Origin of the sequence: Sinorhizobium fredii USDA 205 (assembly GCF_001461695.1) — a bacterium.
Lineage (GTDB): Bacteria > Pseudomonadota > Alphaproteobacteria > Rhizobiales > Rhizobiaceae > Sinorhizobium > Sinorhizobium fredii.
In genome coordinates this window covers 77,704-97,977 of sequence record NZ_AUTC01000157.1, presented here as the reverse complement: position 1 = coordinate 97,977, position 20,274 = coordinate 77,704, and the positions used below count along the sequence as shown (strand labels likewise).

Genomic DNA, 20,274 nt, shown 5'->3' with positions numbered 1-20,274 from the left:
CCCGTGCGATCATTGATCCGTATCAATCGTATGCGCACGACCTTCGCCGCAGCACACCTCCGGTCTTGACCTCGGTCAAGGCCGGTCCGGCACTCGGGCCATAGACTAGAGCATTTAGATCGCTTGATGAAGGGATTGAATCATGCTCATCAGGGAAATGACTGAAGAGGAGTGCATCGCCGTCGTCAAGTCCGGGCGGCTCGCCCGGCTCGCCTGCTCCAAGGAGGACCGGCCCTACGTCGTGCCGATCCACTATGCCTATGCGGACGTTGCCTCTACAGCTTCTCGATGCCGGGCCGGAAGATCGAGTGGATGCGAGCCAATCCGCATGTCTGCGTGCAGATTGACGTCTTTTCAAGCGCGCATCAGTGGAAGAGCGTGCTCCTATTCGGGCAGTATCAGGAGCTTCCGGAGACGACGCAATGGCATGCCGAGCGCCTGCACGCCTGGTCTCTTCTCCAGGAACATGTCAACTGGTGGGAGCCTGGGGGATTGAAGCCGGGGCCCCGGCAGACGCTCGGCGCTTCACCGCACCTTTTTTATTGCATCAGCGTCGACGAAATGACCGGACGTGCCGCCGTGGAGGAAGACAGGGCGTTGAACCACCGTGCGTCTATCGAAACACGACCTTACGGCACCAGCACGGCGGCGCCAATCAAGCGGCTGGCGCGAAGATCATCGAGGGCGGCATTTGCCTTGTCGAGCGGATAGACGGTGGTTCGGGTGCGCACGCCGGCCTCGGCGGCGATCGCGAGGAACTCGCGGGCGTCCTGGCGCGTCAGGTTCGCAACAGACAGGAGCTCGCGCTCGCCCCAAAGCGCCGCATAGGGCATGGCAGGAAGGTCGGTCATATGAATGCCGCCGCAGACGACACGCCCGCCCTTGCGCACCGCCTTCAGTGCGATCGGCACGAGGTCTCCAACCGGGGCGAAGATGATCGCCGCATCCAGGTGCTCCGGCGGCGCTTCGTCCGAAGCACCCGCCCAGGTCGCGCCGAGATCGAGGGCGAAGCGCTGTGCCGCCGTGTCTGCGAGCCGCGTGAAGGCGAAGACCTTCTTCCCCTGCCACAGACAGAGCTGGGTGACGATGTGCGCGGCGGCGCCGAAGCCGTAAATGCCAATCTTCTGACCGTCGCCGGCCCGCTTCAGCGATCGCCAACCGATAAGGCCGGCGCAAAGCAGAGGCGCGAGCGACACGGGGTCGCCGGCAGCGTCGAGATCGAAGGCATAGTCGGCATCCGCGACCACATGCGTGGCAAAGCCGCCGTCGCGGCTATAGCCGGTGAACAATGGACTGTCGCAGAGGTTTTCCCTGTTCGAGCGGCAATAGAAGCATGTCCGACAGGTATGGCCGAGCCACGGCACGCCGACGCGGCGACCGATCCTGGCGGAATCCACTCCGCTACCAACCGCCTCGACAATGCCGACGATCTCGTGGCCGGGAACGAGCGGCAGCTTCGGCCGCGGCAGGTCTCCATCGACCACATGCAGGTCCGTGCGGCATACGGCGCAGGCTTCGACCTTGAGCTGCACCTGGCCGGGGAGCGGCCCCGGCAGAGGCCGCTTGACCGCCACCAGCGGCTTGCCGATTTCTTCGAGAACCATCGCCCGCATGGATGTCGGCCTGGTTGAAATGATCTGCTGTGCCACGGACATTCATCCGAAGCCGGTTCATCGATGATATCCTGCCCTGGCCGCCAAGGTCGAGACTGCCGTCGGGCTATCTATCGGAGGATCGGACATGCCGAAGAAAAGCGCGGGCATCGTGCTCTACAAATACGAAGCCGGTGCGCTTCTCGTCCTGCTCGTTCACCCCGGCGGGCCCTTCTGGAGCAACCGGGATCTCGGGGCCTGGTCGATCCCGAAAGGCGAGTACGGGGCCGGCGAGGAGCCGGAAGCTGCGGCGCGCCGTGAGTTTTTCGAGGAGACCGGCATCGCGGTGACGGGGGCGCTGGAACCGCTTGGCGAAGAGCGCCTGAAGAGCGGCAAGCTGGTGGCCGCCTTTGCGGGCGAGAGCGAGTTCGACATTGCCAGCATTCGCAGCAACCTGTTCGAGATGGAGTGGCCGCCCAAGAGCGGTCGCATCCAATCCTTCCCGGAGGTGGACCGTGCCGAATGGTTCACGCTCGCCGATGCGCGGGCGAAGATCAATGCAGCTCAGAGCCCCTTCATCGACCGTTTGCAGGCCTTATGCGACGCAAGATCGATTCAGGCCGGGACTGATCGCTCCGGATGACCGGTGGCGCAGGCCGGAAAGCAGCCTCAATGACCGGCGACGCGACGCCGTTGTTCATTGGCCTGCTCGGCCATGCCCGCGACAATGACCGCCTGGGAGTCGTCCTCCTCCCACGCGCTCCGGTGACGGCGATCGGCGACGCCCGGTACGATCTCTACGGGAATGCCGAGCTTGCCAAGCCATGCAGCCTCTTGCTCGGTGTTGGCATTGGTCGCCGGATCGCCCGCCTCGAGGCGCACGACACGTTTTCCGGCTCTGACGAGAGCGCCTATCGACGCGCTTCCGTCTTGAACGCCCCCATCCCGGATCGGCTGGCTGACCAGGATGCGCTTGGCCTCGCGTCGCGCCAATTCCAGCACGTCGTTGGAGATCCGTTCGTCGTAGAGGATGACGTCGGCCGCTTGCAGCGCGCGGACCGCTTTCAGCGTCAGCAGTTCCGCATCGCCCGGGCCTGCGCCGACGATGGTGACGCGGCCGACGGTGGGGCGGGGCGTCGCCAGACGATCCATCTCCACCATCAGCCGCGCCTCAACACCCTCCTCCGGTGTCTCCCTAAAAGCCCGATCGACAAAACGCTCCCAGAAGGCGCGGCGCTGGGCGCCCGGTTGCAGTCGTCCGTTCACCCGCTCGCGGATCGCCTGGGCGATCCCAGCCCAGCGCTTGATTGTTGGCGGCAGCATGGTCTCGATCCGGCGGCGGATCGCCTGTGCCAGGATGGGTGCCGCCCCGTCGGTCGAGATCGCCACGACGACCGGCGAGCGATTGACGATCGATCCGAACTGGAACTGGCAGAACTCGGGCTTGTCGATCACGTTGACGGGTACGCCGGCCGCGCAGGCCGCCTTGAAGAAGGCCTCGGCCTCCCGGACATCGTCGCAGTCAGCGATCGCCAGCGCCGTATTGCCGAACATGCCATCATGCCAGGATTCGTCATGATGCACGAAGGAACCATTTTCATCGGCGGCGCCGCGGGCGATGAGGTCGAGGAAGCCGTCGCCGAGCTCCGCATGCGATGCGTAGACGTGCACTTCGGCGCCACATGCCGCCAGGAGTTCGGCCTTCCAGGCGGCGCCGTCGCTGCCGCCGGCAACGACGGCGCGCTTGCCTTTCAACGACCAGAAAAGCGGCAGCGTCGCAAGCGCCGCAACGCGCTGCGGTTTCGAGGCTCGATCATTCGGCAGCGGCGGCAAGGCATGCATTGATGATCCCCCTGATTTCGGAGCGGCAGGAGCCGCAATTGGTGCCGGCGCTGGTCTTCGTACCGACCGTCTCGACGCTGTGGCAGCCTTCGCGAATGGCGGCGGTGATCTGGTTGACGCCGACGCTGAAGCAGGAACAGACGGTCGCGCCCGGGTCCGGCTTGTCGGCACCGGGGCGACCGGCGGCCACGGCGAAGCGCTTGCTGAGATTGGCGTGCGAAGCACGGAGCTGCGAAACTGCCCAGTTCCGCGCCACGGCAACCGGCCGGGGCGACAGGAAGAGCGCGGCGAGCAACCTTTCGCCGTCGAAGAAGGCGAGGCGAAACTCGCCGGAGGTCCGGTCCGTATAGCCGATCGGGTCGATTTCGGCGGGAATGCAAAAGGCCCGCCGGCACCAGTCGATCAAATCGCCGTCGCTATCGGCAAAGGCGAGTTCCATCCGCCAGCCACCGTCGGCCGCGGCGATCGCCCAATAGGCGGCATCAAGCCCCTCGGGCTTCGTGGCTGAAACGGCGAAGCCGTAGGTCTTGGCCGAGAAGCGTTCGGCTCGGACGGCGACGTTCTTCGACGCCGGCTGGCCGGAGACCGGGTCGGTCAGAGGCGCGACGAGAGCATCGATGCGCGCCTTCGAGGCGAACTGATCGTTCCAGTGCATCGGCACGAAGAGATTGCCCTCAGCCTGACGATCGGTGACGAGGGCCCGCACGATTGCCGCGCCGTGCGGGCTCTCGATCGTGACGAGATCGGCATCGGAGACGCCAACCTTTTGCGCATCGCATGGATGGATTTCGACGAAGGGCTCGGCGAGGTGGCTGGAGAGCCGCGCGCTCTTGCCGGTGCGGGTCATGGTGTGCCAGTGGTCGCGAACCCGGCCGGTATTGAGGGTCAGCGGGAAGGCCTCATTGGTGCGCCGCGCCTGCGGTGCCTGAACGGCGATGAAGCGGGCACGGCCATCCGCATGGTAGAAGCCGCCCTTGGCGAAGAAGCGCGTCCCTTGCGGCGCGGCGCCTTTCGGCTGCGGCCACTGGAAGGGTGCGAGATCGTCATAGGCCGCCGGTTCGATCGCCGCATGGGCACTGATATCGAAGTCGCGGCGCCCGTCGTTTTCGAAGCCGGAAAGGGCGGCGTGCTCGGCAAAGATCTCGGACTGCGACGAATGGTCGAATGCCTGCTGAAACCCCATCCGCCGCGCGACCTCGGCGAGTTGCCACCAGTCGGCGCGGGCTTCTCCCGGCGCTGGGAGAAAGGCGCGCTGGCGCGAGATGCGCCGCTCGGAATTGGTCACCGTGCCGTCCTTTTCGCCCCAGCCGAGCGAGGGCAGGGCCACATGGGCGTGACGGGCCGTATCGGTTTGACGCTGCATCTCGGAGACGACGACGAAGGGACAGGCCTTGATCGCCGCCTCGACGGCGTCGGCGTCGGGCATGGAGACGACCGGGTTCGTCGCCATGATCCAGAGCGCCTTGATGCGGCCGTCGGCAACGGCGCGGAACATATCCACCGCCTTGAGGCCCGGCTTCGAGGCGACAGCGGGAGCCCCCCAGAAGCGCCGCACCAGATCGCGGTCGACCGCCTTCTCGATATCCAGGTGGGCGGCAAGCATGTTGGCAAGCCCGCCGACTTCGCGTCCGCCCATCGCATTGGGCTGGCCGGTCAGCGAGAAGGGCCCCATGCCCGGCCGGCCGATGCGGCCGGTCGCAAGATGACAGTTGAGGATGGCGTTGACCTTGTCGGTGCCGGCGGATGACTGGTTGACGCCCTGGCTGTAGCAGGTCACGACCTTTTCGGTCGCTTCGAACAGCCGGAAGAATTCGCGCAACTGTTTTTGCGCAAGACCCGTCGCGTCCGACAGGGCGGGGAGATCGAGCGCGGAGGCTGCCTGAAGAGCCTCGGCGAAGCCGTTGGTATTCGCCGAGACATAGTCCTGGTCCATGGCGCCGCTCGATGCCAGGTGGGCAAGCAGCCCGTTGAAAAGCGCCACGTCGCCGTCCGGCGCGATTGCCAGATGCATGTCGGCGATGTCGGCCGTCATGGTCCGCCGTGGATCGATGACGACGACCTGCATCTCCGGGCGGTTGGCTTTCGCCGCCGCCAGGCGCTGGTAGAGCACCGGATGGCACCAGGCCATGTTGGAGCCGGTCAGGATGACGAGATCGGCGAGCTCCAGATCCTCGTAGGTGCCCGGCACCGTATCCGCTCCGAAGGCGCGCCGGTGGCCGGCGACCGAGGAGGACATGCACAGACGCGAATTGGTATCAATATTGGCCGAGCCGATGAAGCCCTTCATCAGCTTGTTGGCGAGGTAGTAGTCCTCGGTCAGCAATTGCCCCGACACATAAAGGGCCACCGAATCCGGTCCGTGTTCGACGATGCTTTGCGAAAACTTTTCCGCCACGAGGTCAAGCGCTTCGTTCCAGCCTGCGCGGCGGCCGCCGATCTCCGGATGGAGGAGGCGACCGTCGAGATCGAGGGTTTCGGCGAGCGCCGAGCCCTTGGAGCAGAGCCGGCCGAAATTGGCCGGATGCTCGGGATCGCCCTTGACGCCGACAACACCATCATCATCCACGCGGGCGATTACGCCGCAGCCGACGCCGCAATAGGGACAGGTGGTCTTGACCTCGTGCGCCATGTCTACTCCGCGGCGGCCAGCGTCAGGTTTTCGAGCGCGATGGAGAGGGCGCCGTTGTCGTTCTTCACCGGGATGGTGCGCACCGCGCCTTCGTCGGCACCGAGCGCCTTGCCGGTTTCGAGCGAGATCACCCAGTTGTGCAGCGGGCAGGTGACCGCCGTGCCGTGGACGATGCCCTGGCTGAGTGGCCCGCCCTTGTGCGGGCAATGATCCTCGATCGCGAAGACCTCGTTCTCGGCGGTCCGGAAGACGGCGATCTTGCCGATCGGTGTCTTGACGCATCGGGCGCCGCGGAGCGGAATGTCGCTGATGTCGCCAATAGCAATCCAGTTCATTGTCATCACCTCATTCCGCTGCCTGGTTGAACCCGACCGTCGCCATCGGCCGGAATTCATGCTTGTCCTTGCCCGAGACGCGCTCCGACCAGGGATCGACCTGGGCGAACTTCTGGCTGAAGACGAAGCGGTCGTAATAGGCCTTGCGCTTTTCCGCATCGTCCATGATCTGCCGGCGGATCTCGTCGAGGCCGATGCGCTTGGCCCACTTGTAGATGCGCTCCAGGTAACGGGCCTGTTCGCGATACATTTGCGTCAGAGCGACGATATGTTCGAGCGCCTCGTCCTCGGTCTTGACCAGCCCAAGCACCTCGGTGCCCTTGATGTCGAGGCCGGCAGCGCCGGCGAAATGGATCTCGAAGCCCGAATCGACGCAGATGACGCCGATATCCTTGCACGTCGCTTCGGCGCAATTGCGCGGGCAGCCGGAGACGGCCATCTTCAACTTGGCCGGCGTCCACGAGCCCCACATGAACTTCTCGATGCGGATGCCGAGGCCGGTCGAATCCTGGGTGCCGAAGCGACACCAGTCGGAGCCGACGCAGGTCTTCACGGTCCTGAGGCCCTTGGCATAGGCCTGGCCGGAGACGAATCCGGCCTTGCCTAGATCGGACCAGACCGCCGGCAGGTCCTCTTTCTCGATGCCGAGCAGGTCGATGCGCTGGCCGCCGGTCACCTTGACCAGCGGAACGTTGAACTTGTCGACCACGTCGGCGATGGCACGCAGTTCCTGCGAATTGGTGACGCCGCCCCACATGCGCGGCACCACCGAATAGGTGCCGTCTTTCTGGATGTTGGCGTGAACGCGCTCGTTGATGAAGCGCGACTGGTAGTCGTCGGCATATTCGTCCGGCCAGTCGCAGACGAGGTAGTAGTTGAGGGCCGGGCGACATTTGGCGCAGCCGCAGGAGGTCTTCCACTCGAGCTCCTGCATAACGGCGGGAATGGTCTTTAGCCCCTTCGCCTTGATCAGCCGGCGCACATCGTCATGGCCGAGCTCGGTACAATTGCACATCGGCTGGACGGCGGCTGGGTTGTAGCTGTCGCCGAGGGTCAGGGACATCAGCTGCTCGACCAGACCGGTGCACGAGCCGCAGGACGCGGATGCCTTGGTGTGGGCCCGCACTTCGTCGAGCGAGGTCAGGCCTTTGCCGCTGATCGTCGAGACGATCTTGCCCTTGCAGACGCCGTTGCAGCCGCAGATTTCCGCATCATCCGGCAAGGCTGCAACGGCCGCCATAGGGTCCAGCGGGGACCCTCCCTGATAGGCCTGGCCGAAGATCAGGGTGTCGCGCATTTCGGAGATCTCGGTGCCGCGCTTCAGCAGATCGTTGAACCAGGCGCCATCGGCGGTGTCGCCGTAGAGCACCGTACCGATGATGCGGTTCTCCTTGAGCACCAGCCGCTTGTAGATACCGGCGGTGGCATCGCGCAGCACGATCTCCTCGCGATCGTCGCCGTCGGCGAAGTCGCCGACCGAATAGAGGTTGATGCCGGTTACCTTCAGCTTGGTCGGCGTGTCCGAGTGGACGAAAGCCGCCTTGCGGTCTCCGGCAAGGTGGGAGGCGGCAACCCGGGCCATCTCGTAGAGCGGCGCGACGAGGCCGTAGACCATTCCGCCGACTTCGGCGCATTCGCCGAGCGCCATGATGTCCCCATCGGAGGTCTGCATGCCGGCGTCGACGACGATGCCGCGGTTGACAGCAAGCCCGGCATCCTTGGCGAGGCCGGCATTCGGCCTGATGCCGACGGCCATGACGACCAGTGTCGCCGGAATGATCCGGCCGTCGTCGAGTTCGATGCCCTCGACCTTTTCCTCGCCGACGATCCGTTTGGTATTCGCCCTGGTAATGACCTTGATGCCGCGTTCTTCCACCGCCTTCTGAAGCAGGTAGCCGGCGGCCGGGTCGAGCTGGCGCTCCATCAGAGTCGGCATGACATGCAGCACCGTGACGTCCATGCCGCGCTGGGCAAGACCGGCTGCCGCTTCCAGTCCAAGCAGGCCGCCACCGATGACGATTGCCTTTTCGCGCGACTGGGCGGCGAGCAGCATCGCCTGCACGTCATCGAGATCGCGATAGGTGATGACGCCGCGCAGGTCCTTGCCGGGCACGGGAATGATGAAGGGCACCGAACCGGTGGCGATCACCAGCTTGTCGTAGCTTTCCGTGACGCCGTGGTCGGAAGTGACCGTCTTGGCGTTTCGGTCGATCGCGACAATTTTGTGGCCCTTGTAGAGGGTGATGCCGTGCTTGATGTACCAGCCATCGCCATGGATGATGATCTCTTCATAGTCTTTCTCGCCGGACAGCACTGGCGAGAGCATGATGCGGTCGTAATTGACGCGCGGTTCGGCGTTGAAGATCGTCACTTGATAGTGCCCGGGCGCCTTCTCGAAGAGTTCTTCCAGCATCCGGCCCGGCGCCATGCCGTTGCCGATGATGACGAGTTTTTCAGGGGTGCGTTCAGCCATTGGGTAATCACTCCGCAGCTTCGACGAAGCGCACGGCTTCGCGACAGTTCAGGTAGGTTCGATCGGAGGCGAACTCGTTGCGCCGGCACGGGCGGGCGAGCGGCCCATCGAGGGCTTCGCTAATTCGTGCAGACGGTCCGTTGGCCATCATCACGATGCGGTCGGTCATGCGCACCTTCCTCAAATCCGTTGGCCGGTCGAAAACCGGCATAAAAAAACGCCGCTCGGACTTTCGCGCTCCGGGATCGGGAGGGATCCTCTGGCTATGACCTTGCGACGTCGGTGTCTTCGGCAGGCGCCATTGGTGCCTGAGCCCGTTTCAATCGCCTTTGATTGAAACAGTTTCAGAAAAGCAAGCGCCGTGCCAATTCGGTAGACGCCCTTCATGTGGTTGATATTGTTGAAGAACTACAATACTCGCCAAATGCACAAAAAGACGCCATTCAGTTCGGATGGTGAATTATTGTGCGCTGCGATATCGGGAATGCTGCTTAAAAAAGCAGCGCCTTCGCTCAGATATCGTCGAGCGAAGCGTGGGGAAGGCTGGTCGCCTTCACCGGAAAGGCCTCGACGTAATCCCTGATCAGTTTCGGGTCGAAGATGTGCCCGTCCATGAAGCGATCATCGGACATTGCGCCTTCGGCGGCAAAGTCGTCCATCGCCGGCGGGGCTAGTCTCCCGAGTGCCCGGCGGTAAAGGTCGGGCCGATAGGCGGAGGTGCACGCCTCAAGCCCATCGGCAGACAGGGCCGTCTGTCCCCAGCGGACCATCTGGCTGTAGATCCAGAGCGCCTGGCTCGGTCGAGGGAAATTGGCAAAGCCAGTATGAAACACGAAATAGTCGTCGACGACGCGCTGATTACCTTCGGGGTCGATGGTGAACCGGCCCGCCAGCACCCGGCGCAGGATATCGACGGGCGCCGCGACGTAGCGCGGCTCGGAAAGAACCTCCGCGAGTGCTGCGCGGTTCTCAGCAGCGTCGCACCAGCGGGCAGCGGCAGCGAGCGCAACGATGAGGCGCGACACGGTCTCCGGATTGGCATCGGCCCAGTCGGGCCGCATGCCGAGGACCTTTTCCGGCGCGGAGGGCCAGATGTCCTGCTTGGTCGCGACGATGCGGCCGACGCCGCGCTCCGAGGCGACCATATTCCATGGGGCGCCGACGCAAAAGCCCTCGATGGCGCCGGCCGCGAGCGCATCGGATGTCATCGGCGGTGGCACGACGACGAGCTTGACGTCGCGGTCCGGGTCGATTCCTCCGGCCGCCAGCCAATAGCGGAACTCATAATTATGCGAGGAAAACGGATAGGTGACGCCAAGCGTTAGCGGCGGCCTGCCGTCGGCGCGGGCGCGACGAATCACGGTTGCCAGAGCTTGCGCATTCGCCAGGGCGGTTGCGCCTGTGTCGAGATCGCCCTCCTTCTGCATCTCGGCATACAGCCGCGACGACAGGGTGATCGCATTGCCGCCGCGTCCGAGCGAGAAGGGCGTGATCGTCGGCGACGGATTGGAGCCGAGGCCGAGCATCGCCGCGAGGGGCATCGGCGAGAGCATGTGTGCCACATCGAACTGGCGAAAGGCGAGACGGTCGCGGACATTCGCCCAGGAGACGTCCTTTACCAGATCGAGGGTGATGCCCTCCTTCTGCGCGAAGCCGAATTCGGCGGCGGCGATCAGCACGGCCGCATCGACGAGCGGAATGAAGCCGGCCCGAACGGTACGCGACCCCTCGTGTCCGGCGATTGCCGGGGCCGGCAGGGCTTCGCCGGCGGCGAGTTTGTTCGCCTTGGACTCGTCGATATTCGTCAATGCGTTCACTCCGGTCTCTCCCGACGCGCTGCTCGGTGCGGCTGGCGTCCGTCGTTCATCGGATCAGCAATCCGGCGGCGGTGACCACGCTCTGCGCGATTTCCGAAATCTTCTTCTTCTCGTTCATCGCGGTCTGGCGAAGCAGCGCGAAGGCCTCCTCTTCTGAAAGCCCTCGCATTTTCATGAGGATGCCCTTGGCGCGCTCGACCAGCTTGCGTTCCTCGAGGGCCGATTTTGCCTCGGCAAGCTCGCGCTGCAGCCGGCTGAAGGCATTGAAGCGGCTAACGGCCATGTCGAGGATGGGCTTGACGCGTTCCTTCCGCAGCCCATCGATCACGTAGGCCGAGACGCCGGCCTCGACCGCTGCCTCGATCGAGGCGGTGTCGGAGCGGTCGACAAACATGGCGATCGGCCTGCCAACCGTGCGCGTCAGCTGGAAGAGGTGCTCCATCATGTCCCGGTTGGGGTTTTCGATATCGATGACGATCACGTCCGGCTGCAACGTCTCGATGATGCGCGCCACCCCGTGGACTTCGTGGATGACCGTGACATTGCCGTGGCCCGCTTCGCGCAGGCCTTCCTCGATGATCGAGGCGCGAATGGCGTTCTCGTCAATGACTAAAATGGTCAGGTCTCGATGGGGCATGCTCCATCATGATGCAGTGCAGCAAGTTTCGCAAGATGTCTCTGCCTAAATAATTTGCGGCTTATCAAAATGCATAAAAATAAGGCTATTGCCTTATGATGCGCGCTTGTCTGCGTAAAAAATGGGCTGAAAAATCCTCGGCAATCGTGATCTCGGGTGGCGGCAACCCGCCGGCCGAGTGACAACCACGTCGCAGTCATGGGATTTGCTCATTGCGGCCAGTTCTCGAGGCTCTGGACGAAATGGGTGAGCCACATGTTCGTCTGGTGGCCGTCGAGCGCCCGGTGATCGATGGTCAGCGACACATAGGCCATCGGCCGGACTTGGATCGTGTCGACGCCGTCGACCTCGCGGACGACAACCCGCTTCTCGAGCTTTCCGACGCCGAGGATCGCCGATTGCGGCTGGTTGATGATGATCGGCGCCGCGAGCAATGATCCCGATACGCCGTGATTGGAAATCGTGAAGGTGCCGCCCCTCACATCCGCGGCGCTGAGCGTGTTCGATCGCGCCCGTGCCGTCAGTTCCTGCACCTTCGCCGCAATGTCGGCGAACGAGAGGTGCTGGGCCTGGGGGATCACCGGCACGATCAGGCCTTTGTCACCAAGGGCGGTTCCGACGCCGATATTGACGTCGTCGAACACTTCGAGCGCATCGTCATGCCAGCGGCTGTTGACCTCGGGGACGGCGCGCATTGCCACGACGCAGGCGGAAACGATATAGGCCGTATACGAGAGAGTGATAACTTCCGCCCCCAGCTTCGCCTTATGCGCATCCCGGTGGCGCATGATCGCTGAAAAATCGGCTTCGAAAACGGCCGTGACATGCGGCGCGGTCGTCACCGACTGCAGCATGTGCGTGGCGATCGCGGTGCGCATGGCGCTATGTGGTATCTTGCGGGAACCCTGCGTCGTCCCCATGTCGGCAGGGGCGATCTTTGGAGCGGGTGCCGTCGGCGGCTCGGGTGTCTTGGCTTCGGCTGCAACTGCGGAGCGCTCCGCCTTGGCGGCAAAGGCCCTGTCCATGTCGGCGCGGGTGACGCGGCCGTCCCGGCCGGTGCCGGGAACGGCAGCAGGGTCTATCCCATATTCTTGCGCGGCGCTGCGCACGGCCGGTGAAAAATGCGGAGGCTGGGGAGGGGAAGACGACATCTCCAACGTGGCCGCCGGCGCAGGCGGGGCTGAACGGTCGTCCCCGGCAGCCCGACTGCCGATGCGGCCGAGAATGGCGCCGGGCAGGGCATCGTCGCCGTTCTCCATGAGGATTTCGGTAAGGAAGCCGTCGGCGGGGGCGGGGACTTCCTGGGTTACTTTGTCGGTTTCGAGCTCGACCAGCGGGTCGCCCGATTTCACGCTCTCGCCGATTTTCTTGAGCCAGTTGCGGACGACCGCCTTCGTCCCCTCCTGCTCGACGGGGACGTTGATGTCGATGAATTCGTCCATCCTCAATACTCCAGCAGGTCGGTGATTTTCCGGCGAATCCGCTCCGTCGAGGGGACCGCCCAGTCGAGCAGAACCGGATTATGGGGGCTTGGGATATCGGGCATGGTTAGCCGCGAAACCGGGGCATCGAGATCGATGAAGGCTTCGTCGGCGACGGCTGCGGCGATTTCCGCCCCGAAGCCGCCGGTGCCGAGATCCTCGTGGACGATGAGGCAGCGGCGCGTGCGACGGACCGAGGAAAGCACCGCGTTGCGGTCCCATGGCATCAATGTCCTGAGGTCGATCACATCGGCGGAAATCCCCTCCGCGGCCTCTTCGCAGCGGTGCACCATGGCGCCCCAGGTGACGACGGTGATGTCGCTGCCTTGGCGCGTGAACTTCGCCTTGCCGAAGGGCAGCGCGAAAGCGTCGCCGGGATAGGGGCGCCGCGCCCAGGCATGATCCAGCATGGCGCGATGCTCGAAGAAGATCACCGGGTCGTTGCCGCGCAACGACGTGCGCAGTAGCCCGACGGCATCCTCGGCGTTGGACGGAACGGCGACCTTCCAGCCGGGCTGATGGACGAAGGCGACTTCGTTCGTCTGGCTGTGCCACGGGTCGCCGCATTTGAAGAACCCGCCCGGCATGCGCAAAACGATCGGCGCGGCGAAGCGGTTGTTGGTCCGCCAGCGGATCGTGCCGCAATCGTTGATCTGCTCGCTCGCCGGCTCGGCATACTTGCGGAACTGGATCTCAGGCACAGGCACGAGCCCGGCCAGCGCCATGCCGACCGCACGGCCGACGATGCCTTCTTCCGACAGCGAGGTGTCGAACACACGAGTCGTGCCGTATTTTTCCTGCAGCCCGAGGGTAACGGCATGGACGCCGCCCTTCGGGCCGATATCCTCGCCGAACAGGACGACCTTTTCGTTGAGCGACATCTCGTGGTCGAGGGTTCGCCGGATTGCAGTCACCATGTTGATCCGCTGGCCGTCGCCTTGGGACGACTCGGTCGTCTCCGGCGATCGGTAACCGGCGCAGTACTGGCCGCCCATCACCTGCATCTCACCTTCGAAGAAGACGTTGCGGGTCACCGTCTCGGGGCCTGCGACCGGCCGGGCCTCGGCCTCGATGCGTGCCTGTTCAGCCTCTGCCTTGGCAGCGCCGGCGACCGCTTCCCATTCCTCTTCGCTCAAAACGGCAGGAACCAGATAATCCTTGAGCCGCGGCAAGGGATCGCGCGCCCATTCGCTTCTGACCAGCTCTTCGCTCTTGTAGGTCTGGGTGTCCTGGAAGCTGTGTCCCTCGAGGCGGGGCACCCTCAGGCGCAGCAGGACGGGCATCCGCTCGCCGCGCACCAGGTCGACCGCGCCCTTCGTCAGCCGGGCGGCCTCCTCCGGATCTGAGCCGTCGCCATCGAGAATGGTCAGGTTTCTCCAGGCGGCAAGATTGGCGGCGATGTTGCCCTCGGGGGTCTGGAAGGTGGAGGGAACCGAAATGCCGAAGCCATTGTCTTCGATATAGAAAAGCATCGGCAGGCCTTGCGTCGTGGCGACCGTCAGCGCCGACCAGAAGCCGTTGGAGGCGACCGAGCCATCGCCGCCGAGGACGACGGCGACATCCCGGTCGTAATCCCCATTCCTGAGCTGCTTGCTGAAATAGGTGATCGCCTGTGCCCATCCGGCCGTCGGCGTGTACTGGGATCCGACGCCGCCGCACATCGGCAGCGCCGAGGCGCCGTTCGGATTGGGATAGTTGAAGACGACGCCAATGTCGCGGCCATCGGAATAGCCGCCGGCCCGCGCCATGGCGGAGCCGAGCGCATCGGCTGGATCGACCCCGAGCGACAGGAGCAGCGGCCGCGAGCGATAATAGCCGCAGGCCGCATCATGCCGTCCCGTGAGGTTCAAGCCCAGGAGGATCTGCGCCATGTCATGGCCGCGCGCCGAGAACTGATAGAGGACCTTCTTCTCCGGCACGAGGCGCTTTTCCTCCATCTCGTCGAGTTCCCGGGACAGCAGCATGAGATGCACGACCCTCTTCCAGTCGATGCTCTCGTCCGGTGCGTTCCGCCGGTCCGGTTTGAGTGCAGCCTGGCCCATCTTCGAATGTCCTCCCGAATTCCTCATTTGGAAGAATAGCTCGTCTCAGGCGCAAATCGGTTTCAATCTTACGGGATTTTCGGTACCAATTGACGATCATGTTTCATTTTCGAAAGATTTATGATGAATACGTTCAATCTCGATCCGGTTGACCGAAAGATCCTGAGAGTCCTTCAGGAGCAGGCCGACATCAGCCATGCCGCGCTGGCGGAGGCGGTCGGTGCCTCGCCGGCCTCCTGCTGGCGACGTATCAAGGCGCTCGACACGGCCGGCGTGCTCGGAAGGACCGTCCGGCTCGTCAATCCCGAGGCGGTCGGGCGCGGGCTGAATGTCTTCTGCCATGTGCGGATGAAATCGCACGACCCGGTCGCGCGCCGCAGCTTCGAGCGCTTCGTGGAAAGCCACGAAGAAGTGCTGGAATGCTATTCGATGTCGGGTGAGTGGGACTATCTCCTGCGTGTCGTCGTGGCGGATGTTGCCGACTACGAACGATTGCTGATGCACGGCATCCTGACGCATGACGCGGTGGCGAATTCGTCGTCGCATTTCGCCCTGAAGAGCGTGAAATATTCGACGGCTGTTCCGGTGTGATGCCCTGCAGCGCCGCACATTTCAGACGCTAAGCAGTCTGTGTTTCGAGCAGCGAAAGACGCTTCTCACTCTCCTCGGTCACGGCACGGAGCGGGCCGGACCCACTGACGAAGCGACGACCAAGGTGGTCGTCGGCGGCGGGCGACAGGAGGCGGTAAAGCGCGGCGAAGAGACGGCGTGCCTCCAAGCCGGGCCAATCCTGGGGCAAAGCGGCGGCGGGCAGGCGGGGATCATGCAAGAGGACGGTGCGGAAACGATGGATCAGAAGGAGCCGTATCGTCAGCGCTGTGGCCGGTGAAAGAGGGTGCTGCTGTGCAAGAGCGGCAACAGGCCGGAACTGGTCGAGGAACAGGCGATAGGCGGCGGCGTGCGGCGCGAGATTCCAGTACGTCCGGACGAAAGCAGCGAGTGCCTTCGGATCGGGCGAGTCGGCATGCAGGGTCAGCGCGTCGGCCGATCCTGCCGCCTGTCTTGCCGGACCGATCGCCAGGCGCGGGTCCAGCCGCGCGTAGCCGGCACGCTCGAGCGCCTGCATCCTTTCCTCGGCCTCAGCGCCGCTCAGATGCACGAGCTGCCAGTTTTCCTCTTCAGCGCCGCCGAAAATGATCTGTGCCGCGGCAGCGAACTCGCTGCCGGCTGCTCTTGAAAGCCGGTAAAAGCTGCGCCGGCCTTCTCTCTCCCCCAGCAGTTGGCCAGCGGCAACGAGCCGCGAGACGGCCGTCCGCACCAGTGTCTCGCTGATGCCGACCGCGGCGCAAGTCTCGATCAGATTGCCGATCCACACAACGCCGCCGCGCGGCTCCACGAGGTCTCCATAGATCGTCACGATGAACCCGGCGGCCTTCAACGGCGTCTGGACGAGAATGCCATCGACGAGATCCGCGATGCGATCGTCTGCCCCTTTGCCCGTTGCCATCCCTCGACTCGCCTTTTCTCCGCCTGCCGCCCCTGATCACATTTCACGGGCAGCGGCAGAACACAATCGGGATCGGCGCTGGCAGTTGCGGAGCACCACAGCGCCGCGCGTCTCATCAGACGCGCAAAGGTCGCTGCAGCACTTTGAAGTGCTGCATGTTCTTATCCTTAAATCGGCTAGGATTTAAGGAAACATGCAGACGGTGAGCCAAAGCCCAGGCGTTCAGACGTCCGCCTTTCCATCGGTGACTGGCAGTTGGCTCAGCATTGTCGCCCAGAGGCTGGTCGCATTGAAGGTCCAGTCCTGCTGCGGCGCACACCTTTCCGCCGGCATCCGTCGCAGTGCTTCGAAAAGTTCGAGTGCATCGATACGCTTCTGGTCGACATATTCGGTGCGCAGCATCGCGGCATCGATGCGCGGCGAAAGCCCGGCACGGCAGAGGATCGCGTTCCAGGTCCGTTCCTTGTAGAACAGGCCTGCCGCCACGGCCGCGATGTCGGCCGCATCCGAGGCGGTCAGGCGGTTCTTTTCCGTGAGGTGGCGAAGCGTGGCGTGCAGATTGACGAGTGGCACGGTCAGCGCCGCATAGCCGAGTTCCGCCGGCGCGTGCAGCAGCGCCACCTCGGAATCGTCCGCGGTCTCGTCGGCGATATACTGGCGAAAGATCTCGCCGATCCCGACCATGCCGAAGGCGGCGCATTCGGCCGCCCGCAGGGCTCCCATGCTGGCGGCACCAACGACCGTCACGCCCTGCGAGAGTGCGAGGAGTATTTCCTTGTGCCAAACCGGGGCGACGTACTCGAAATTGCCATCGATCAGACCGATGACCGCGGCCCCGTCATATACGGCGCGGAGGATATCGCCTTGTGTGGCGGGCGGCCGGATCGCCAGTGCGTCGCCGGCCAGCTTCGTCGCATCGGGGACGGTCGGACCGACGAACACGATTTTCATGCGGACTCCGCAAGGCGAAAATTGCAAATCGCTTCAACAGGCGCGCTGCTTGATGCGAAAGGGCCGATTGGCCTCTTGCCCTTGAAGCCGATGACCGGGACCCCTCGGCTTCCCAAGCTTTAGCCGTGCAAAGGCTCCGCGTGGCGGGCCGCCGACGGCACGGCCGTCTGTTCCGTTTCGCCCGATTGCGCCATGGCGGCGACGAGAGCGATGATCTTCTTCCGCAACACAGGATCGGCGATCTTCAGGAAAGCCCTGTTGAGGGCGATACCCTCCTTCGAGGCGACGAAGGACGAGATTTCGTGCGACTCGTGCACGTCGGCCGCGGTCTCGCGCGACTGCGCGTTTTCGTCCTGCTGGAAGAAGAAGCTCGGATGAACACCCAGGATATCGGCAATCGCCTGCAACCGGCTCGCGCCGATGCGGTTCGTGCCCTTCTCGTATTTCTGCACTTGCTGGAACGTGATGCCAAGGCCGTCGGCCAGTTTCTCCTGGCTCATTCCGACCATCAATCTGCGCATTCGAACACGCGAACCGACGAAGGTATCGATCGGATTGGGATTCTTCTTCATCTGCGATTCTCCTCGCGATCTTTCGCCTCAGTTATATATAAGTTTGCTCGAATAGGCGAGCGGATGCAATCACTGCGCGCTAAATTCTCTGGTTGAAATGGCGCTTTTGCGGCAGGGTTCGGCGACGTCCTGGGGAACCGGCCGAATGCTGTCACTACTCGGCCAGACCGGCAGCCGCCGAGGCGAGGGCGGCGAGGCCGAAAGCGATCAGGAGGAGGCCGGAAAGACGCGACGTCCAGGCGGCAAAACCGTCAGGCAGCCTGGTCTTCGCGAGCGTGACGCCGCCGCTCAAGACAAACCACCAGCCGAGCGATCCGAGAAAGACGCCGGCGACGACGATCGCCGCGCTCACTCCATCGCCGACGGCGGCAAGGCCGAGGCCCGCGAAGATCGCGGCGAATGTCAGGATCGTGGTCGGGTTCGCCATGGTCAGCAGGAAGGTCGCGGTCGTCGTGTGCAGCAGGTCGCGCGCGCCGATCTCGGCGGGCGCCGCAATCGGCCGGGGCCTCAATCCGCGCCAGCCGAGCCACAGCATGAAGACACCGCCGACGAGGCCGAGGGGCGTGGAAAGCGTCGAGAGAAACGTCGCAAAAGCCGCAAAGCCCGCCGCCGCCATCATCGCGTAAGTTGCATCGGCAAGCGCCGTCCCGAGACCGCCTGCGACGCCGGCCCAGAAACCGCGTTCCAGCGTACGGCTGATGCAAAGCGTGCCGATCGGGCCGAGCGGCGCCGCGATGGCAAGCCCGAGCAGCAGTCCCTTTGTGAAGAGCAACGCGGTCATCCTCTGTCTCGCTTTCTTTCGTCCGGCGCTGGCAAGGTGACGGCGCGCTCCGCGGCGGTGGAAAGCGCGATGACGGTCTCGCTCCGGGCGAGATAGCGGCGCGCCTTCAGTTCCGACAGAAAGGGCTCGATGTCGCCAAGCGTCGGCATCCGTACCTTGGCGCAGTAAGACCAGGCGCCGGTCACGTGATGGCACTCCGCAACCGCCGGATGGGAGGCGATGAAGCTGCGGAACTCGCTTTCGTCGGCCTCGTTGGCCAAGGCTATCCAGACGTAGGCAAGCACGTCGAAGCCAAGGATCCGGTGGTCGACGTCGAGCGTGAAACGGCGGATGACGCCGCTTGTCACCAGGCGGCGGATGCGTTCGTTGACCGCAGAGGGCGAGAGGTCCACGGCCGTGCCGATATCCGTTAGCGAGGCGCGAGCGTCGTCAGCAAGAATTCCAATGATTTTTCTGTCTGTAGCGTCCATGACAGAAAAATACATCGTCAATATGCTAATGTACAGTAGATATTTATGACTTGCCTCGTGGCAGGTCGATGTCTTTCAGGGCATCGAGCGGTCCGGTGAGTGCCGTCCTTGGTGGCACGAGCTCCGGCTCGACCAGATGTATTCGCGGCGCAGCGCGAGGTTGTTCGATCACCTCGAAGGCCTTGGCGATCATGCCCTCGACATTCTGCCGGATCATGATGACGGGGAAGGGGAGGAAGGAGGCGAAAGGATCGTAGTCGTAGCAGCCGACGACGAGGTCGGTGAAATTGTCGTGCGGGTGCTCGGCCATGAAACGCAGCAGGCCCTCGAAATTGATCGACGAGTTCACGAAGAGGCCGCGGGGCAGCTTGCCATGCCGGGTATAGAAGGCCTCGAAGGCCTTTCGCGCGTTGTTCGCGGCATAGCCGGTCGGCTGGATGCATTCGTCCGGATCATCCCCGAGCATTGCCTTTTTCACGGCCCGGAAGCCGCGGATACGCTCGTGGCTCGCATGGTCGTTGCGGCCGCCGAACAGATAGAGATCGGTCGGCTGGAGCGGTCGGTCGGCGGGGAAGTGGCGGATGATGGCCTCGGTCAGCAGCCGGCCGCCTTCGAAATTGTCGCTGATGACGGACGGGACCTTCGTGCCCGGCAGGTCGATATTGATGTGCTTCAGCCCGGCCGCTTCGCAGACCTCGTGGACCCCGTCCGGATCCGTCGCGCCGCAGATGAACAACTCGTCGATGGAATAGGAGATCAGCGTTTCGGCCGTCTTGCGCTCCTCCTCGGGGTCGCGGCTGGCGCTGACGACGATCGGGCATTGGCCCTTGCTGCGCACATGCGCCTCGAAGGTCTGGGCGAGAGAGGAGAAGTAGCGGTTGTCGTGCACGGGCAAGAGCAGCCCGACAAGGCCCGAGCGAGAGCTGCGCAGCCCGCGCGCCTGGCGGTTTGCCGTATACTGGTGGGTTTCGGCGAGGCTGCGGATGAGTTCGGCTGTGCTTTCCTTGATGCGCCGTTTGCGCCAGGTGCCGTTCAGAACGGCGCTCACCGTCGAGGGCGAACTGCCCGAGAGCACCGAGAGATCGTAGATCGTCGCCTTTTTCTTGCCGCTGTTCGCCATCTGAGCCCCCTCGAATCTCTTAGAG

17 protein-coding genes and 2 pseudogenes are annotated in these 20,274 nt (G+C 63.9%); 3 read left to right on the top strand and 16 right to left on the bottom strand.

The window, feature by feature from the left end:
• Positions 1-142: 142 nt before the first annotated feature.
• A pseudogene (locus tag N181_RS34950) lies at positions 143-591 on the top strand (pyridoxamine 5'-phosphate oxidase family protein); the annotation flags it as partial.
• A 38-nt stretch (positions 592-629) separates the two neighbouring features.
• On the opposite strand, the gene N181_RS22465 reads toward N181_RS34950, so the two are convergent.
• Positions 630-1,613: a zinc-dependent alcohol dehydrogenase family protein gene (locus tag N181_RS22465; protein ID WP_060563904.1), complete on the bottom strand. Its 984-nt coding sequence runs from the start codon at positions 1,611-1,613 to the stop codon at positions 630-632.
• 127 nt (positions 1,614-1,740) lie between these two features.
• On the opposite strand from N181_RS22465, the gene N181_RS22460 reads away from it, so the two are divergent.
• Entirely contained in the window at positions 1,741-2,235 is a 495-nt protein-coding gene (locus N181_RS22460) for an NUDIX hydrolase (protein WP_037432013.1), read from the top strand.
• A gap of 26 nt (positions 2,236-2,261) precedes the next feature.
• On the opposite strand, the gene N181_RS22455 is transcribed toward N181_RS22460, so the two are convergent.
• From N181_RS22455 to N181_RS22415, 9 genes and pseudogenes are all read right to left on the bottom strand, one after another.
• Positions 2,262-3,434 carry a siroheme synthase family protein gene (locus N181_RS22455; RefSeq protein WP_037432011.1) on the bottom strand — a complete coding sequence of 391 codons (1,173 nt, stop codon included), beginning with the start codon at positions 3,432-3,434 and terminating at the stop codon, positions 2,262-2,264.
• Positions 3,406-6,063: a nitrate reductase gene (locus N181_RS22450; RefSeq protein WP_037435568.1), complete on the bottom strand. Its 2,658-nt coding sequence runs from the start codon at positions 6,061-6,063 to the stop codon at positions 3,406-3,408. The genes N181_RS22455 and N181_RS22450 overlap by 29 nt, the downstream gene beginning before the upstream one ends.
• Positions 6,064-6,065: 2 nt before the next feature.
• Entirely contained in the window at positions 6,066-6,404 is a 339-nt protein-coding gene (nirD, locus tag N181_RS22445; RefSeq protein ID WP_037396314.1) for a nitrite reductase small subunit NirD, read from the bottom strand.
• Between the two features lie 4 nt (positions 6,405-6,408).
• The gene (gene nirB / locus N181_RS22440; RefSeq protein WP_037396310.1) at positions 6,409-8,871 is read right to left on the bottom strand and encodes a nitrite reductase large subunit NirB; all 2,463 of its coding nucleotides are present in this window, start codon (positions 8,869-8,871) and stop codon (positions 6,409-6,411) included.
• Positions 8,872-8,878: 7 nt separating this feature from the next.
• Positions 8,879-9,046, bottom strand: a pseudogene (locus tag N181_RS22435) (ABC transporter ATP-binding protein); the annotation flags it as partial.
• Positions 9,047-9,383: 337 nt separating this feature from the next.
• A complete protein-coding gene (locus N181_RS22430; RefSeq protein WP_050994641.1) occupies positions 9,384-10,688 on the bottom strand; it encodes a CmpA/NrtA family ABC transporter substrate-binding protein in 1,305 nt (434 codons plus the stop codon).
• 46 nt (positions 10,689-10,734) lie between these two features.
• Positions 10,735-11,325, bottom strand: a complete 591-nt coding sequence (locus tag N181_RS22425; protein WP_014332127.1) for an ANTAR domain-containing response regulator — start codon at positions 11,323-11,325, stop codon at positions 10,735-10,737.
• Positions 11,326-11,534: 209 nt separating this feature from the next.
• Positions 11,535-12,767 carry a dihydrolipoamide acetyltransferase family protein gene (locus tag N181_RS22420; protein WP_037432005.1) on the bottom strand — a complete coding sequence of 411 codons (1,233 nt, stop codon included), beginning with the start codon at positions 12,765-12,767 and terminating at the stop codon, positions 11,535-11,537.
• 2 nt (positions 12,768-12,769) lie between these two features.
• Positions 12,770-14,848 (bottom strand): alpha-ketoacid dehydrogenase subunit alpha/beta, encoded by a 2,079-nt coding sequence (locus tag N181_RS22415; RefSeq protein WP_037432004.1) that lies wholly within the window; start codon positions 14,846-14,848, stop codon positions 12,770-12,772.
• 120 nt (positions 14,849-14,968) lie between these two features.
• On the opposite strand from N181_RS22415, the gene N181_RS22410 reads away from it, so the two are divergent.
• Entirely contained in the window at positions 14,969-15,439 is a 471-nt protein-coding gene (locus N181_RS22410) for an Lrp/AsnC family transcriptional regulator (RefSeq protein WP_037432003.1), read from the top strand.
• Between the two features lie 28 nt (positions 15,440-15,467).
• On the opposite strand, the gene paaX is transcribed toward N181_RS22410, so the two are convergent.
• The 6 genes from paaX to N181_RS22380 form a co-directional block, all read right to left on the bottom strand.
• Positions 15,468-16,355 carry a phenylacetic acid degradation operon negative regulatory protein PaaX gene (paaX, locus tag N181_RS22405; protein WP_037432002.1) on the bottom strand — a complete coding sequence of 296 codons (888 nt, stop codon included), beginning with the start codon at positions 16,353-16,355 and terminating at the stop codon, positions 15,468-15,470.
• Positions 16,356-16,577: 222 nt separating this feature from the next.
• A complete protein-coding gene (locus tag N181_RS22400) occupies positions 16,578-17,306 on the bottom strand; it encodes a TfuA-like protein (RefSeq protein ID WP_037396298.1) in 729 nt (242 codons plus the stop codon).
• Positions 17,307-17,425: 119 nt separating this feature from the next.
• Positions 17,426-17,878 (bottom strand): helix-turn-helix domain-containing protein, encoded by a 453-nt coding sequence (locus N181_RS22395; RefSeq protein ID WP_037396295.1) that lies wholly within the window; start codon positions 17,876-17,878, stop codon positions 17,426-17,428.
• A gap of 154 nt (positions 17,879-18,032) precedes the next feature.
• Positions 18,033-18,659, bottom strand: coding sequence for a LysE family translocator (locus N181_RS22390; RefSeq protein ID WP_037396292.1), 627 nt, complete (start codon positions 18,657-18,659; stop codon positions 18,033-18,035).
• Positions 18,656-19,144 carry an Lrp/AsnC family transcriptional regulator gene (locus tag N181_RS22385; RefSeq protein WP_080577566.1) on the bottom strand — a complete coding sequence of 163 codons (489 nt, stop codon included), beginning with the start codon at positions 19,142-19,144 and terminating at the stop codon, positions 18,656-18,658. The genes N181_RS22390 and N181_RS22385 overlap by 4 nt, the downstream gene beginning before the upstream one ends.
• A 28-nt stretch (positions 19,145-19,172) precedes the next feature.
• Entirely contained in the window at positions 19,173-20,249 is a 1,077-nt protein-coding gene (locus N181_RS22380) for a LacI family DNA-binding transcriptional regulator (protein WP_037396289.1), read from the bottom strand.
• Positions 20,250-20,274 lie beyond the last annotated feature (25 nt).

What these genes read in the sequence shown, in the direction of transcription:
- N181_RS22460 (WP_037432013.1), top strand. Translation starts at nt 1,741, where the DNA reads ATGCCGAAGAAAAGCGCGGGCATCGTGCTCTACAAATACGAAGCCGGT.
- N181_RS22395 (WP_037396295.1), bottom strand. Translation starts at nt 17,878, where the DNA reads ATGAAGAAGAATCCCAATCCGATCGATACCTTCGTCGGTTCGCGTGTT.
- paaX (WP_037432002.1), bottom strand. Translation starts at nt 16,355, where the DNA reads ATGGCAACGGGCAAAGGGGCAGACGATCGCATCGCGGATCTCGTCGAT.
- nirD (WP_037396314.1), bottom strand. Translation starts at nt 6,404, where the DNA reads ATGACAATGAACTGGATTGCTATTGGCGACATCAGCGACATTCCGCTC.
- N181_RS22410 (WP_037432003.1), top strand. Translation starts at nt 14,969, where the DNA reads ATGATGAATACGTTCAATCTCGATCCGGTTGACCGAAAGATCCTGAGA.
- N181_RS22400 (WP_037396298.1), bottom strand. Translation starts at nt 17,306, where the DNA reads ATGAAAATCGTGTTCGTCGGTCCGACCGTCCCCGATGCGACGAAGCTG.
- N181_RS22415 (WP_037432004.1), bottom strand. Translation starts at nt 14,848, where the DNA reads ATGGGCCAGGCTGCACTCAAACCGGACCGGCGGAACGCACCGGACGAG.
- N181_RS22390 (WP_037396292.1), bottom strand. Translation starts at nt 18,659, where the DNA reads ATGACCGCGTTGCTCTTCACAAAGGGACTGCTGCTCGGGCTTGCCATC.
- N181_RS22465 (WP_060563904.1), bottom strand. Translation starts at nt 1,613, where the DNA reads ATGCGGGCGATGGTTCTCGAAGAAATCGGCAAGCCGCTGGTGGCGGTC.
- N181_RS22425 (WP_014332127.1), bottom strand. Translation starts at nt 11,325, where the DNA reads ATGCCCCATCGAGACCTGACCATTTTAGTCATTGACGAGAACGCCATT.
- N181_RS22380 (WP_037396289.1), bottom strand. Translation starts at nt 20,249, where the DNA reads ATGGCGAACAGCGGCAAGAAAAAGGCGACGATCTACGATCTCTCGGTG.
- N181_RS22385 (WP_080577566.1), bottom strand. Translation starts at nt 19,144, where the DNA reads ATGTATTTTTCTGTCATGGACGCTACAGACAGAAAAATCATTGGAATT.
- N181_RS22420 (WP_037432005.1), bottom strand. Translation starts at nt 12,767, where the DNA reads ATGGACGAATTCATCGACATCAACGTCCCCGTCGAGCAGGAGGGGACG.
- N181_RS22455 (WP_037432011.1), bottom strand. Translation starts at nt 3,434, where the DNA reads ATGCATGCCTTGCCGCCGCTGCCGAATGATCGAGCCTCGAAACCGCAG.
- N181_RS22450 (WP_037435568.1), bottom strand. Translation starts at nt 6,063, where the DNA reads ATGGCGCACGAGGTCAAGACCACCTGTCCCTATTGCGGCGTCGGCTGC.
- nirB (WP_037396310.1), bottom strand. Translation starts at nt 8,871, where the DNA reads ATGGCTGAACGCACCCCTGAAAAACTCGTCATCATCGGCAACGGCATG.